Genomic DNA, 15,051 nt, shown 5'->3' with positions numbered 1-15,051 from the left:
TCATGTTCACTTTCTTTGAAAACGATTAACTTGAGATTAGTATACATTCATTGTGAAAGCGTAGTCAATAACATTTAAATAAACTTAATAGAATTTTTTTTCGTTTAATTAACCTTTTGATTCATCTCTCGGAGATGAAAGCGATATTATATTTACTTCGGTTACCTTTCATGTTACTTTATATATAGATTAATAAACTTTACAGTATATGAAATAACTTTGAAAGAAGTGGGTAAAATGCAGTTGGAAATCGACAAATCCTCTCTTGTTGTTTACGAAGCTTTAGCGAGTGAAGTACGCATCAAAATTATTCAGTTGCTCTCCAAAAATAAGATGAACATCAAAGATTTGGCAGAAGAACTTAAAATAAGCAGTCCTATCGTTACCAAACACATTAAAAAACTAGAAGATGCAGGGCTCATAAAAACGGAAAAGGTGCCTGGTAAATCAGGAATGCAAAAAATTTCAATTCTTAGGGTGGATCATATTGAGATTAACTTCCCGAAGAAAATCTTTCACTCTTTTGCCTCCTACGAGACATCAGTGCCGATTGGTCATTATACCGATTATGATCTGAAACCTACTTGCGGACTTGCTACGGATAAGGAGTTTATCGGCAGAGTAGACGAACCTAAGTATTTCATGGATTCTAAAAGAGTGGACGCAGAGATTCTCTGGTTCACTCAAGGTTATGTGCAATATAATATCGCCAATTTCCTGAAAAAAGAGGAAACCCTACAGCAATTTGAAATTAGCTTGGAGCTTTCTTCCGAATTCCCCTTTGCTAATGACGTATGGCCTTCAGACATCACCTTTTCTTTGAATGGCTTGGAATTAGGGACTTGGACGAGCCCCGGGGATTTCGCTGATGCTAGAGGTAAATTCACACCGGAATGGTGGCCACACAATATCAATCAATACGGATTGCTAAAAACGATTAGAATTACAAACCACAATGGAACTTACATTGACGGTGACCCGCTGTCTCAGGTTTCGATTGAGGATTTAGATACGACTTGTGACCGTTGGACCTTTCGGATCGAAGTGAAGGAAGATGCAAAGCACGTAGGAGGAGCAACGATTTTCGGGAAAAAATTCGGAAACCATGATCAAGATATCATTTTCAAATTGTACTATCTGTAAATTTTTCTTTTATGTTCTAAGCAAAACTGGTTCTTTTTGCGGGGGTGAACAACTAATTAGCTATTCTTCCTTAGCTCCCCCCCACCCGTTATGCCCTACCCCCTCTCTTTATCCTTGCTGATATATCCCGCCTAGCCATCCATTCACCAAATTTCACTCTTATCCACTTCAGCATTAATCACCAGTAGTTAAATCATTTTCCTCTATTTTGAATTTATAATTTATAAAAATATAAAAAGATTCACGGATTTATAAATTTCTATTTGACTATTTGCTGATATCATGCTTAAAATGAGAGCATTATAAAACGTTTTCCTTGTTATGGTTTAGTAATACATAAATTAAAACCATTTTCATATACGAAAGCGTTTTTTTAGTAGCTATTTATGTAAGCGTTTTACATTTTTTTCAGTAAAGAAGGGAGGAATTGGAAAAATACGCGTGTACAAGCTCTACATCACTAGAATCGGAGGATCATACATTTGAGAAAAACTACTGGTAAACTAACCGCTTCCCTGCTTGCACTCACTCTATTAGTGCCTGCTCCATTAATTTCTGCAGCTTCTGCAAGCGATTCCAAATCAGTCGCATTATCCACTCAGCAACAAATCGCCGATTATTCCGGCCACTGGGCACAGAAGGATTTTCAATCTTGGGTAGATAAGGGCTTGATTCTGGGTTACGGAAACGGAATATATAAGCCAAATCAAGAAATCAACCGTGCAGAGTGGGTTACTCTGGTTAATCGGGTCTTTAATTTGCAGGAAAAAGCCGAAATTGGCTTCACGGATGTTTCCACGACAGGTGCTTACTACAGCGATATCCAAAAAGCAACCGCTGCAGGATATGTGACAGGATACAGCGATGGCACCTTCCGACCCGCACAGCAAGTAAGTCGTCAAGAAGCTGCAGTAATGTTATACAGACTGTTCCAACTCAACTCATCTGTTGGCACTTCTGCACCAAAAGATGCTGCTGATTTGCCAGAATGGAGCCAAGAAGCAGTATTGTCTTTACTTGGTGAAGGTTATCTGCAAGGCTACACTGACGGCAGCTTTAAAGGAACTCAGGCTGTAACAAGAGCGGAAGCACTGCGCATGATTGAGAAGCTGGGCGGAGAAATCACACCTAAGAGCGGAAGCTATTCGGGGATTAACACTCGGAATATGGTTATCAGCAGCCCAGGCGTAGAGTTGAAAAACTCCACAATCTCAGGGAATCTCTACCTTACCGAAGGTATTGCTGAGGGCGATATCACACTGAATAATGTCACTGTTAAGGGAAAAGTATTCGTTGCCGGTGGCGGTGAGAACAGTGTCGTACTAAGCGACTCCAATGCTGCTGAAATGGTAGTAGATAAACATAACGGCAAGCTGCGCGTCGTTACTAGAGGCACAAGTGCTGTACCAAACGTACGCGTACATTCCGGTGCAATACTAGAGGAAGATGCATTAACGGGGGCAGGTTTCAGCCGGGTTATTGTTGAGAATACGCTGCCTAAGGATTCCATCCTCAAGCTGAAAGGAAGCTTTGATTCCGTTGAGCTTCAAGCGTTGGGAGAGCCTACACTACATCTGACAGCAGGCAGTATTGCTGAAGTTACACTGAAGCAAAAAGCCAAGCTGCGTGTAGAGGCAGGTACGGAAATCAAGAATCTAATCCTTGGTTTCAACGATATCCTAACCATCCAAGGCACGGGTAAGGTTATCTTTGATAGCAAGTACAGTCAGCTAATCCATTTTGAAACACCAACTCCAACGGCTACGGCAACCACTGGTACTGGTGGATCTAACGGCGGTTCTGTTGCTACATCAGCTCCGGAAGTTACAGCTACTCCGGCTCCAACTGCTACACCAGATCCAACGGCTACACCAAATCCGACGGCTACACCAAATCCGACGGCTACGCCTAGTCCGACGGCTACACCTAGTCCGGGAGCAACTGCACCAGCACTCACCAATGTCTCGGTACATGATCCATCGGTGGTTGTGGATAATGGAACTTATTATGTATTTGGCTCCCATATCGATGCGGCCAAATCAGATGATCTGATGAACTGGACACAGTTCACTAATGGTTATACAACACCGGGCAACGTGATTTTTGGTGATCTGTCCAAGAATCTGGCAGAATCCTTTAAATGGGCTGGCGAGAACGATTCGGACAGTAAAGGCGGATTCTCCATCTGGGCACCGGACGTATTCTGGAATAACGATTATAAGAACGCTGATGGAACAACTGGCGCTTATATGATGTATTACAGCGCTTCTTCTACTTATATCCGTTCGGCGATTGGCTACGCCACTTCGCAAAATATCGAAGGGCCTTATACTTATGGAAATACCGTAATTTATTCCGGTTTCACCAAGGAAGAGGCTTATGACAGTGACAGTAAAGTAAATAAGAAATGGGACAATACAAATATCAAGGACCTTATCGGCAATGGAACGCTGGAAGGTGTCAATCCAGATTGGTTTAATGCAGGTGGTTTGTACCAAAACAAAACCTATACAAATGCAATTGACCCAACTATTTTCTACGACAAAGACAACAAGCTTTGGATGACTTATGGTTCATGGTCAGGTGGTATATTCATTCTGGAGATTGATCCAGCTACCGGAGAACCTAAATATCCAGGCAAAGATGGAAAGACCGCTGATGGACGTCTTATCGACCGCTATTTCGGAACCCATATTTCTGGCGGAATGACCAAATCGGGTGAAGGTCCGTATATCGTTTACGACAAGGATACTGGTTACTACTTCTTGTATGTAACTTACGGTGGACTTGACTCCAAAGGCGGTTACAGCATGCGGCAGTTCCGTTCAACAAATCCGGACGGCCCTTATACGGATGCAGCAGGACAGAATGCTGTTCTAACTACCGATGGTGACAACACACCATATGGTAATAAGCTATTAGGAAACTTCATGTTTACAAATCAAAATGCAGACCCGAATTTCCAAACGTATGGTTATGTGTCCTCAGGACATAACTCGGTACAATATGATGATGAAACGGGTAAAATATTTAACTTCTTCCACACTCGTTTCCCACTCCGTGGTGAAACACATGAACTTCGTGTGCATCAAATGTTCACTAACGAAGATGGCTGGCCAGTAACTGCCGTACATCGTTACACGGGTGAAACTATTGGGGCTGTAGCACGGGATAATGTTGTCGGCTCTTATCAGTTCGTTAACCACGGCAAAGATGTTTCAGGCATCATCAAGCCTACAGTAGATATCGAGCTGAAAAGTGACGGAACGATCGCTGGATCGTTAACCGGAACTTGGGAATTGAAGGATGAGTACTTCGCTCATTTGCTTATTAACGAAACGGAAAATGGAAACACCGTACAACATCTCTACAAAGGTGTATTTGTGAAGCAATGGGATTCCTCACGCCAACAGCATGTTATGACGTTCACCGCAATGTCAGATCAAGGAATCACTATCTGGGGCAGCCAGATGGAATCGATGAGCGTTGAGCAGATTTTGAACAATATTGCTGCAGGCTTGAGTATTGGTGACACAAGAAAAATATACGATGACATCACCCTCCCTACGGAAGGCTTGCGCGGAGCAGAAATTTCATGGTCCTCTTCCAATGAGGCTGTAATTGGTAACAATGGTAATGTTACTCGTCCTGAACTTGGACTTGGAAACGCTACAGTTGAACTGACTGCTACAATTAAGCTGGGCGAAGTCGCAGTAACTAAAACCTTCACCGCCGTTGTTATGGAAAAAAAGAGCACGCAACTGGAAGACGGCTTAGTAGCTGCCTTTGACTTTGATGGCGACCTTGCAGAAAATGGTGATCGTACAGCTGACGGCATAGTCACCGGAAATCTGATCAACAACACTGAGGATGGAGACATCACTTTTGAGGCTGGTAAAGACGGTCAGGCAGCCAAGTTTGATGGCAAATCCGGTGTTCGTCTACCTGACGGATTAATTCAAAGTAGCGCATACTCGGTAGGGATGTGGCTGAATCCATCCGAATTAAAAGCTTTTACTCCTGTATTCTTCGGTGCTAAAACCGAAACGAACTGGTTCAGTCTCCTGCCTTATGGAAACGGTGGAGCAACCACTAGACTCTGGTTCGGTAGCGAGACTTGGCTGGATGCTGATACAGGCTTACAAATTCCAGTTAACCAGTGGACGCATGTAGCCTTCACTTACAATGCTGGAACAGTCAATATGTATGTAAATGGTGTATTGAAATCCTCCGGAAAAGGATTCACAGATATTTTTGATACAGAAGACGGCGTATTTGCTCTTGGTGTGAACTATTGGGATGCACCCTACAAAGGTTTGGTTGATAAATTCCGCGTGTATGATAGAGCATTGTCTGCGGAAGCTGTTGGCTGGCTTGTAAACGGTGAGCCTGATACGAACATCAAAGTAAGTAATATTTCATTCAGTGAAGCTGTTAAATCAGTAGCTGTAGGAAATACTTTCACCCCTCAAGTAAGTGTGCTTCCGACCAATGCCGGAAATAAGGCGCTAACTTGGAGCTCTAGCGATTCCAGCGTAGTGGCTGTTGACGCAGCGAGCGGAATAGTAACAGCACTAACTGTCGGTGGCCAAGCTGTAATTACTGCAACAGCGACTGATGGAAGCGAAGTTTCAGCCAGCTACACAGTAAATGTAACTGATGGAAAAGTAGCTCATTATGCTTTTGATGGCGACCTGGATGACTCCTTCCAATTGAACGGAAAAGGCGAAGTTACAGGAGCAAAAGTAGATAGCCCAACAGTAGGCAATATCACATACGGTAACGGTGTCCTCGGTCAAGCTGCAATATTCAACGGTACCTCCGGTATCCGTTTGCCTGATGGATTAATTGACAGCAATACCTACACCGTATCTATGTGGCTAAACCCTGAACAACTTACAGATGCAACAACTACTTTCTTCGGCGCTGCCACTAAAAATAGCTGGATTAGCTTCGTTCCTCAGAACGGTGGCGGTAAAACGTTGTTATGGTCCGGAGAAGCTTGGTATGATGCTATTTCTGCCATGAAGATTCCAGTAAATACATGGACACATGTTGCGTTTACGGTCAGCAATGGAACCGTAAAAGTTTACCTCAACGGAGTAGAGCAGTTCTCTGGTGAGGGCTTCCCGAATGTCTTTAAGAATAAGAATGGTGTTTTCGCTCTAGGCGTCAACTATTGGGATGCACCATTTCAGGGTATGATTGATGAACTGAAGATTTACAGCAGAGCGCTCAAGTCAGATGAAGTACAGGCAGAGTATAGCTCGAACGTAGATTAAGCAAGACTTGATTTGAAAAGAGAGAGCGGAGCCACAGGCTCCGTTCTTTTTTTAAAGTCCCATATTGTAAAAAAAGTATTTAACTAATATAATCATTAACTATACGTCCGAGATAAACGTCGATTTTTATATTGTTATTAATAAATTTCTTAATCATCGGCGATTAGCCCATAAATTTTAATTGGAGGCCATTTATGAAACTTGACCTGTCGGAAGAATCCCTTCCCGTCTATGAAGCTTTAGCCAGCTCAGTACGCCTACACATGTTGCGTTTGCTTGCCGAAAATCCTATGAATGTTAAGGAATTGGCCGCAGCAGTAAATTTGAGCAGCGCCATTATGACTATGCATGTGCGTAAGCTGGAAGCTGCCGGCCTGATCCAGACGCATATGGCACCTGGTCGAAGTGGTCTGCAAAAGATCTGTACTCTAGCTGCTGAAGGAGCAGAAATCACCTTTCCAGGCAGACAAATCAATGAGCGCAAAAGTTATCGTAAGGAAATTCCGGTTGGACATTATTCCGACTTCCTGATCGAGCCCACCTGTGGTCTTGCAACTACTGAGAAAGTGATCGGCAGTTTTGATGATCCCCGATATTTCTGGGATCTTGAGCGTATGAATGCGGGGATTCTTTGGTTCGGCAAAGGATTTATTGAATATAAAATCCCTAATTTCCTACTCTCCAGCCAGCATCCTGAGGAATTGATTATAACCATGGAAATTGCTTCCGAAGCACCTTCCATTAATAATAATTGGCCTTCGGATATCACATTCACTCTGAACGGAGTGAAGCTTGGATTCTGGACAAGTCCTGGTGACTACGGGGATAGCCGTGGTAAATATACACCGGCCTGGTGGCCAGCACTCACGAACCAATACGGCTTGCTCAAGCAGCTGCGCATTACAGCAAAAGGTACATTTATGGATGGTTTGAAGCTCTCAGAAGTTACCCTTGATCAAGTGAATATCCGTGACAAACAGTGGTCTTTTAAGCTTTCCGTAGATGAAGATGCCGAGCATATTGGCGGGATTACTCTTTTTGGCAAAGGTTTTGGAAATTACAATGAAGATCTAATCGTTGAATTGTTCTATACGGATAACCAAGAATAAAGCCGCATTCACCTCCCATTGGAGAGTCGAATGCGGCTCTTATTTTAGCTTAATTCTTTTCGATAAAGGGGCCCCACAAGCCACCCCCGGGTAATGGACAACTACGTTCCTTAAGCTTGGCTACTACGGGGATGATGCAGCCGCAAGCGACGCAAGTTACCCCTTCGTGCAGCTTAGGGCAAGTCCCACAAAGGGCAACCCGTTCAGCGTAAACTTCATCTGGAACACAAAACTCTGGCTTAAACATGGAAGAAGACAAGATACGATTAATCTGCGTTGGCGTAACTTTATAATCCTCTCTGCATCCCTTGCATGTTGATGTTGTTGACATGGTAACACCACCTTAAGCCTTCGGCGTAATCTCCAGCACAGTTACTGACATTGGAGGCAGTTCAACATTAAGAAGATCGCCCTCCAGAGTAAAGGCAGTGAAGGCTTGCGGCACTACTGCCTCCGGTTGGCTGAAGGTATTGTGAGCATCAATTTTGTCACCGGCAAGTGTTGTGCCTGTCACTTCAACCTTCTTCCCGGAAAGACCACGAAGCTCGAGTGGTACAGTAGCAGAAGCTGCATGGTTCAAGTTGCAAAGGCTGACATGAATGATTCCAGAAGCAGTTACGGAAGCCGAAGCAGATACTTCAGGAATCTCACGGCCTTCAAAGCTGTAAGTGCCACTTTCCAGTGCCAAATCCAGCAACTCCGCATCCTGATGGACTTTAAACATATTGAACACATGATACGTAGGAGTCAGCACCATCTTTTCCCCTTCGGTCAATATAACTGCCTGAAGTACGTTAATCGTCTGCGCAATATTTGCCATCCGTACCCGGTCACTATGTTTATGGAAAATATTCAAGGTCACGCCTGCCACAAGAGCATCCCGAATTGAATTTTGTTGATACAGGAATCCTGGATTCGTTCCCGGCTCTACATCATACCAAGTTCCCCACTCATCTACGATAAGGCCTACTCTTTTATCCGGATCATATTTATCCATAATAACGCCATGTCTGGTGATCAGCTCATCCATGCGAAGGGCTTTCTCTAATGTACTAAACCATTCACTCGTTTCAAAGCCTGTAGCTGCACCTTTATTCTCCCATGCTGGACCAGGGATTGTATAATAATGCAGGGTAATCGAGTCCATAAAGCGTGTTGCCTCACGCATCAGAACCTCCATCCAGTGATAATCATCCACGTTAGGACCACAAGCAATCCGGTGAATACGATTGTCCCCGTAATTACGTACATACGTCTGATATTGGCGATAAAGATCTGCATAATATTCTGGACGCATATTCCCGCCGCAGCCCCAGTTCTCATTCCCCACGCCAAAATAAGTCACAGCCCAAGGCTCTTGATGGCCATTCTGCTGGCGAAGCTCGGACATTGGAGATACGCCTTCAAAGGTTAAATACTCCACCCATTCGGACATCTCTTGAACGGTACCACTGCCCACATTACCGTTAATGTAAGGCTCACATTCCAGCATCTCACATAATTCCATGAATTCATGTGTACCAAAATGGTTGTTCTCAACCGTTCCGCCCCAGTGAGTGTTGATCATACGTTTACGACCTTCACGGGCTCCGATACCATCTTTCCAGTGATATTCATCCGCGAAACAGCCGCCTGGCCAGCGAAGTACAGGAATTTTAATTTCCTTAAGCGCTTTCACGACATCATTACGAATGCCGTTGGTGTTAGGAATAGTTGAATCTTCTCCAACCCAAATCCCTTCATAAATACAACGGCCTAGATGCTCAGAAAAATGTCCGTAAATATTTCTGTTAATCGTCCCTTTGCGAATGTCAGTATTAAGGATCGCACGTTCTGCCATGGTTAAATACCGCCTCTCAACGTTTATATTTTTATTAACTAATTAATAATTATATAAACATTATAAGACGCTGCTTAGGCATCCGTCAATCTCCAATATGAATAAAAGCTATTCTTTATCAATAGGTTTCTTTATCCCGTCTTCATAATAGTCAAAAATGAGCTGCTGCTGCGTTCCTCTTACCCCGTAAAACACATCAGAAATTTGTTTTCCCTTACGTCTTAACTCGTTCTCCAGCCACTCTTGGGTCAGGCCATTATCCTTAAGATTATCTGCGAGCATTATTCCATCCATAATCAATTCAACGGGAAAGCTCTGAGGAACGGACAACAGCTTTAGATCTTTTCGGGTAACATATTGGTACTCTTGTTTCTTTAATACAGATACCATTCCGTTATCTTCCAGCACAGCGTATTCTACTACCTCTAGATTAAAAATTTCCTTCTCTCTCAATGCCTGATCCAAAGAGTCCAACGAATACCTTACCTTTTTCATATTTTGCTCAAGAATTTTCCCATCCTCAATAAGTACAGTGGGTGAACCTGAAATCCAGCTTCTCATTTTACGACTTTTTAAAGCGATGACAGATAGTAAAAAAGATGTAACGGTAACGACTATAAGCGCCAGGATCATGTAGGAAGAATGCAACTGTTTATTAAACGCCAGGTTCGCGGCTATTGAGCCCAATATAATACCCGTCACGAAATCGTGGAAGGTCAAGTTAGATAACGTTTGTTTTCCCAATATTTTGGCGATCAGCAAAAGCATGATCATAGCAACAAAGGCCCGAAGCACAATGTCCATATACACCTGCATCTCTAATGCTCCCTTCCTATTCAATCCTCCATTATTCACAAACTAAGGTGAAATGAAACGTGCCCCGGAGATTTTTATAGACGTCAAAAAGGCTCTGGAAGGGTTCTAACGAACCGCCCAAAAGCCCTAGCTGCGAATCTACAAGTTATCATCCTGCACAAAATTCAACACGGCGTCATCGACGGCCGAAGTTCTTCCCAGATCAGGAAGGTTCACAAGCTCAATCTCGCAAGTCTCCGCACGGCCATGCAGCTCCAAAAGAACAAGTTCATTGCGCCCCTTGCGCAGCAATGGGCCCGGGATATATAGGGCGCGTTGCGGCCCTGCGTTCCAGTAGCGGCCCAGATTAAAACCATTGATCCAGGCGACCCCTTTATTCCATCCATCGAATCGTAGAAAGGTATCGCCAATCTCCTCCGCCTCGAAGCTCCCCCGGTAGAATCCGGGCAGACCCGAAAGGGTCGCAGTTTGCTGCTTCTCCACCGGGTGCTTCTTGTACGCTAGTGAATCCAGCTGTTCCTGTTCCAACGGCAAAGTACGAATCGTCCAGTTATATTGCAGCTGGTTATCAATCCGAACCCCGTCCAGAATCCCTTTCGGATCGCGAATGAGCGGCCCGTAATTGATTCGTCCCATGTTCTCGACGAGGATATCCAGCTGCGCTCCCCCAGCGGGGATGGAAAGTTCCAGTGGCAGCGGATTCCAGCGCTCAATCACCCCAAGCACCTGTCCATCCAGGAAGACCTGCGCCCGATCGCGCACGCCCTCGATGTAGAGTTTCTGTCTAGAGCGCGGCCCTTTCACATAAGTGCTGTACAATATAAAACCATAGGATTGTCCGAGCTTCTCCATCGGCTGTACACACACGCTGTTCACCGTCTCTGATAACTTCTCCAGATTGGAAGCTGTGAATAGTTCCGCTCTTTCCGTCAAAGCGACTTTCCCGTAAGAAATCTTCGGAATCGGCTCAGGGAGTGGACAAGTCGGGGCAAATCCATGGTTGCTGAGTACCGACCGGACAGCTTCAAATTTCGCCGTCGTATCTCCCCATTCCGTGAGCGGGGCATCATAGTCATAGCTTGTAGTCGTTGGCTCGTAGGTGACGATATGATTCGCACCATTATAGAAACCAAAATTGGTTCCACCATGGAACATGTACATATTAAATGAGGAGCCCTGTGTCAGAATCTCATCCAGAACACCTGCTACATCCCCGGCATCGCGTACATGATGATCCTCCATCCAGTGATCAAACCAGCCGTTCCAGTATTCCATCACCATAAGCGGCTCTTCAGAGCGGTATTCCCGATATTTGCGGAAGGATTCCTCTGTACTGGAGCCGAAATTGACTGTCGCATGCACATCCTCCAGTGTTCCGCCGAGCAACATCTCATCGGTTGGCCCGTCGGAAGTAAAGAGCAGCACATCGATCCCTCTGCTGACCAGTCCATCACGCATATAGCCCAGGTAGCCACTGTCATTACCATAGCTGCCATATTCATTTTCTACCTGAACGGCCAGAATTGGTCCGCCATGTGTGGAGAGCAGCGGAACCAGCAGAGGAATTAGCTCATCGTAATAACGGTCTACCTTGCTTAAATAAAGAGGGTCACAGCAGCGAAGCTGGAGTTCCCCGTAAGCTAGCAACCAGCCCGGCAGGCCTCCGAACTCCCACTCTGCACAGATGAATGGACTCGGTCTGACAATAACATGAAGCCCAAGCTCCCCAGCCAGTTCGATAAAAGATACCACATCGGCCATGCCATCAAATACGAACTGCCCTTCTTTAGGTTCATGTATATTCCAGGCGATGTAGGTCTCCACGGTATTGAATCCGCAGGCTTTCAATTTCAGCAGCCGGTCTTTCCAATATTCAGGCACAACCCGAAAATAATGAATGGCTCCTGATACGATACGATAAGGCTGTCCGTCCAGCAAATAGTGTCCGTCGTTCCAGGTGAGCAGGCTCATTATCGACAACCTCCTTTATTAATATTTATTCTAACGATTCCCCGCAGTGGTAGACGGCAAGCCGTCTAATCTTGGGGCTTGCGGCAGCTTCTGACACCCGTAAGCGGATTTTCTCTGCGACAACCGGAGGGAAGGCGTCGATTTTCTTATGGCCAATCGAACTGCCACGCTTCAACTCCAGCCACGCCCCGTTGCTGTACGCTTCCAGCATATATCCTTCTACTCTTTCGCCGTAAGCGATATCCTCCATAATCTCGGCATGATCAATCACAGTAGCTGCTGGCAATTCCAGTTCAACAATATCTCCAGTACCTGCTGTTACCGCCAGAGCCTTGTCAAATCTGCGTCTTATCTCCTTGCCGAATTCCAGCAGCCGCTGCACATCAGCCTCCGGAAACAGCCCGCGGTTGTCAGGGGCTACATTGAGCAGCAAAGTTGCCCCATGTCCAACCGAACGATAATAAATATCCATTAGCTGCTCCAGAGACAGCAGCAGATGCTCCTCCTCAGGATGCCAGAACCAGCGGTCTTTACGGATGGGCACATCGCATTCCGCAGGCACCCAGCTCGGCGTTCCGGGAAGCCAGTTCAATGAAGCTTCACTGAACATGCTACCCCGCGCAGAATTTGCAGTGTTCCAGCATGGATAAGGAGCAACGCCATCCTCATTGCCAACCCAGCGGATCGTTGGTGCCCCCATATTAAACACCATGGCGCCTGGCTGGTGGCGCTTGATCAGATCCATAATCCGCTGCCAATCGTAATTGCGGCCCTCCGACCCTGCGCCGTCGAACCAAATTTCCGTAAGCGGACCATAGCCCGTAAGCAACTCTTGTAATTGTATGGCATAGAAATCATCGTACGCTTGCGGATCTGCATAACAGGGCTCATGTCTGTCCCACGGAGACAAATAAATGCCGAAGCCAACTCCAAGTTCACGGCAAGCCTCCGCGCATTCCTTGACGACATCGCCGCGCCCTTCTTTCCATGGGCTAGAAGCCACAGAATAAGTACTTGTCGCAGTCGGCCACAAGCAGAAGCCATCATGATGTTTAGCTGTCAGTATAAAATAACGGAATCCAGCTTCTTTGGCTGTACTAACCCATTGGTGGGCATCCAAATGAAGCGGATTGAAGACCGCAGGTGAATCATTGCCTTCTCCCCACTCCTGATCGCAAAACGTATTGATGCCAAAATGGCAAAACATCCCCAGCTCCAGGTCCTGCCACTCCAGCTGTTCCCTAGAAGGCAGCGCCAGTTGCTCTTCCGGCTTGTTCTGTGAAAATCGGCTTTCCATCATTTCTACACTCTCCCATATGTTTGTGTAGGCCCAATATATAAATAAGGCTTTGGAAAGCCAGTTGATGACCTTCCAAAGCCCCGTCCACAACTTGTGATACTTGCTTATTCCCTATTTATTTTATAACACCTTTTTCGTTGATAATTTTTGTTGCTTCATCAACCATCCATTGCTGCACCTTATCAATCGATTCATTTCCAAGCATAAATCTGCTGAAGCCGTCATCGATTATTTTGGTCAATTCGGACGTTGCCGTCGTCATCACCTGCGCGCCATCAAGGAACTGAATTGCACTGTCAAAGAGTGTATATTTGAGTGAATCCATATCATACATATCCTCTTTGCCAGCTACCAGTTTGGTCAGCAAGGCTTCATTATCCGCTTTTTTATAACCGGAGAATTCCAGTCTGTTATCACTAACAGCCGTTGACATAAATCTCATCAGTTGGAAAGACGCCTCTTTGTTCTTCGAAGTTGCGCCCATCGCCAGCATATTGCCGCTGGTGAAGTATTTGCCCTCGTATTCTTTTGGTTCCGATCCTGCCGGAGGCACCGGTACCGGAGCAAAAGCTGTCTTGAAATCATGCGGATACTGCTCAGTATTGCCCGGATCAGCAATCGTCCAGTTACCAGCCAGAATCATAGCGGCTTCTTCATTAAAGAATTCCGTGCGGTAATTGAGCTTAGCCGCTAAAGCGTCTGCATAAGTTTTCGCAGATTTATCAGCAGACTCCATATCTTTGCGCAGCTGGAAGAAGTATTTATAGGTTGGATCCGCGAAAATGGTCGTCCCGTCATCATACACGAATGGATCTTTCATCATCGTTTGGGCCGGAGCGTTCATATACAACTCCCAGGTGTGGAAGTATGTGCCGTAACGTTTGTCTACGCCTTCACCTTTGGTCAGTTTTTTGGCATAGTCGCGGTAGTCATCCCATGTCCAGCCAAAAGTAGGTACAGGCAGACCAGCTTCATCCAGTGCATCTTTGTTCAGCATTACATAGTTGCTGCTCTTGGTATATTGCATCCCATAATAGTTGTTGTCTACCTTAGCATTCACATAATATTCATCCTCAGGAACGAGGTTATCCTTCTCATAGAATTCATTCAGCGGGGCAAGTGCTCCCCGGGTCGCCCGTTCAAGTACGCCTCCAAGGCTTGGTACCTGAACAACGTCAATCGCTTCGCCGGATGAAATCAGGAAGTCGAGTTTCTTCAGCATCTCCACAGAATCACCGGGAACGAGTGTCACATGCTCTACCTTGATATTTGGGTTCTGATCCATAAATTCCTGCAGCATGGCATCCGTGCCTGCTGATTGGGCTTCATTGTCCCAGTTGTAATATTTGATGGCGACTTGCTTGTCCACCTTGGTGTTCCCGGCATTCGTACTGGCTTCAGCACCGCCATTCTTCTCTGAATTTCCGGAATTTCCACAGGCGCTTAACGTTAAGGAAACCGCCAGCATGGAGCCTAGTACAACGGATAATCTTTTTTTGCCCTTTGTTTTCATTTTACTTCCCCCCGCACTGAAATTTAAGTATAGTGCCTTGTTCATTTCTTATTATAGGCACCCGCTGTACAAGCCAA

The 15,051-nt window shown here is 45.4% G+C and carries 9 protein-coding genes; 3 read left to right on the top strand and 6 right to left on the bottom strand.

Features of this window, described 5'->3' with window-relative positions:
- Window positions 1–237 precede the first annotated feature (237 nt).
- The 3 genes from NSQ50_RS07565 to NSQ50_RS07555 all read left to right on the top strand — a co-directional run bounded on the left by NSQ50_RS07565 (window position 238) and on the right by NSQ50_RS07555 (window position 7,534).
- Window positions 238–1,143, top strand: a complete 906-nt coding sequence (locus NSQ50_RS07565; RefSeq protein WP_036675644.1) for an ArsR/SmtB family transcription factor — start codon at window positions 238–240, stop codon at window positions 1,141–1,143.
- A gap of 482 nt (window positions 1,144–1,625) precedes the next feature.
- On the top strand, window positions 1,626–6,425 hold the full coding sequence (locus tag NSQ50_RS07560; protein WP_076224464.1) for a LamG-like jellyroll fold domain-containing protein: 4,800 nt from the start codon (window positions 1,626–1,628) through the stop codon (window positions 6,423–6,425).
- Between the two features lie 194 nt (window positions 6,426–6,619).
- Entirely contained in the window at window positions 6,620–7,534 is a 915-nt protein-coding gene (locus NSQ50_RS07555; protein ID WP_076100540.1) for an ArsR/SmtB family transcription factor, read from the top strand.
- A 49-nt stretch (window positions 7,535–7,583) separates the two neighbouring features.
- On the opposite strand, the gene NSQ50_RS07550 is transcribed toward NSQ50_RS07555, so the two are convergent.
- The 6 genes from NSQ50_RS07550 to NSQ50_RS07525 all read right to left on the bottom strand — a co-directional run bounded on the left by NSQ50_RS07550 (window position 7,584) and on the right by NSQ50_RS07525 (window position 14,974).
- A complete protein-coding gene (locus tag NSQ50_RS07550; RefSeq protein WP_076100542.1) occupies window positions 7,584–7,865 on the bottom strand; it encodes a DUF6171 family protein in 282 nt (93 codons plus the stop codon).
- 12 nt (window positions 7,866–7,877) lie between these two features.
- Window positions 7,878–9,374, bottom strand: coding sequence for an alpha-N-arabinofuranosidase (locus NSQ50_RS07545; RefSeq protein ID WP_076224467.1), 1,497 nt, complete (start codon window positions 9,372–9,374; stop codon window positions 7,878–7,880).
- A gap of 108 nt (window positions 9,375–9,482) precedes the next feature.
- Window positions 9,483–10,190, bottom strand: coding sequence for a DUF421 domain-containing protein (locus tag NSQ50_RS07540; RefSeq protein ID WP_036675649.1), 708 nt, complete (start codon window positions 10,188–10,190; stop codon window positions 9,483–9,485).
- 138 nt (window positions 10,191–10,328) lie between these two features.
- Entirely contained in the window at window positions 10,329–12,161 is a 1,833-nt protein-coding gene (locus NSQ50_RS07535) for a glycoside hydrolase family 35 protein (RefSeq protein WP_076224469.1), read from the bottom strand.
- A gap of 25 nt (window positions 12,162–12,186) precedes the next feature.
- Window positions 12,187–13,461 (bottom strand): alpha-L-fucosidase, encoded by a 1,275-nt coding sequence (locus NSQ50_RS07530; RefSeq protein ID WP_244886442.1) that lies wholly within the window; start codon window positions 13,459–13,461, stop codon window positions 12,187–12,189.
- 115 nt (window positions 13,462–13,576) lie between these two features.
- Window positions 13,577–14,974, bottom strand: coding sequence for an ABC transporter substrate-binding protein (locus tag NSQ50_RS07525; protein ID WP_076100552.1), 1,398 nt, complete (start codon window positions 14,972–14,974; stop codon window positions 13,577–13,579).
- Between the last annotated feature and the right edge of the window lie 77 nt (window positions 14,975–15,051).

It is taken from the genome of Paenibacillus sp. FSL R10-2788 (assembly GCF_038003885.1).
GTDB lineage: Bacteria > Bacillota > Bacilli > Paenibacillales > Paenibacillaceae > Paenibacillus_AQ > Paenibacillus_AQ odorifer.
This window is presented reverse-complemented; position numbering and strand designations above follow the sequence as displayed.

Coding starts and splice junctions, on each gene's coding strand:
- NSQ50_RS07530 (WP_244886442.1), bottom strand. CDS start 13,461: ATGATGGAAAGCCGATTTTCACAGAACAAGCCGGAAGAGCAACTGGCG.
- NSQ50_RS07555 (WP_076100540.1), top strand. CDS start 6,620: ATGAAACTTGACCTGTCGGAAGAATCCCTTCCCGTCTATGAAGCTTTA.
- NSQ50_RS07545 (WP_076224467.1), bottom strand. CDS start 9,374: ATGGCAGAACGTGCGATCCTTAATACTGACATTCGCAAAGGGACGATT.
- NSQ50_RS07550 (WP_076100542.1), bottom strand. CDS start 7,865: ATGTCAACAACATCAACATGCAAGGGATGCAGAGAGGATTATAAAGTT.
- NSQ50_RS07565 (WP_036675644.1), top strand. CDS start 238: ATGCAGTTGGAAATCGACAAATCCTCTCTTGTTGTTTACGAAGCTTTA.
- NSQ50_RS07525 (WP_076100552.1), bottom strand. CDS start 14,974: ATGAAAACAAAGGGCAAAAAAAGATTATCCGTTGTACTAGGCTCCATG.
- NSQ50_RS07540 (WP_036675649.1), bottom strand. CDS start 10,190: ATGCAGGTGTATATGGACATTGTGCTTCGGGCCTTTGTTGCTATGATC.
- NSQ50_RS07535 (WP_076224469.1), bottom strand. CDS start 12,161: ATGAGCCTGCTCACCTGGAACGACGGACACTATTTGCTGGACGGACAG.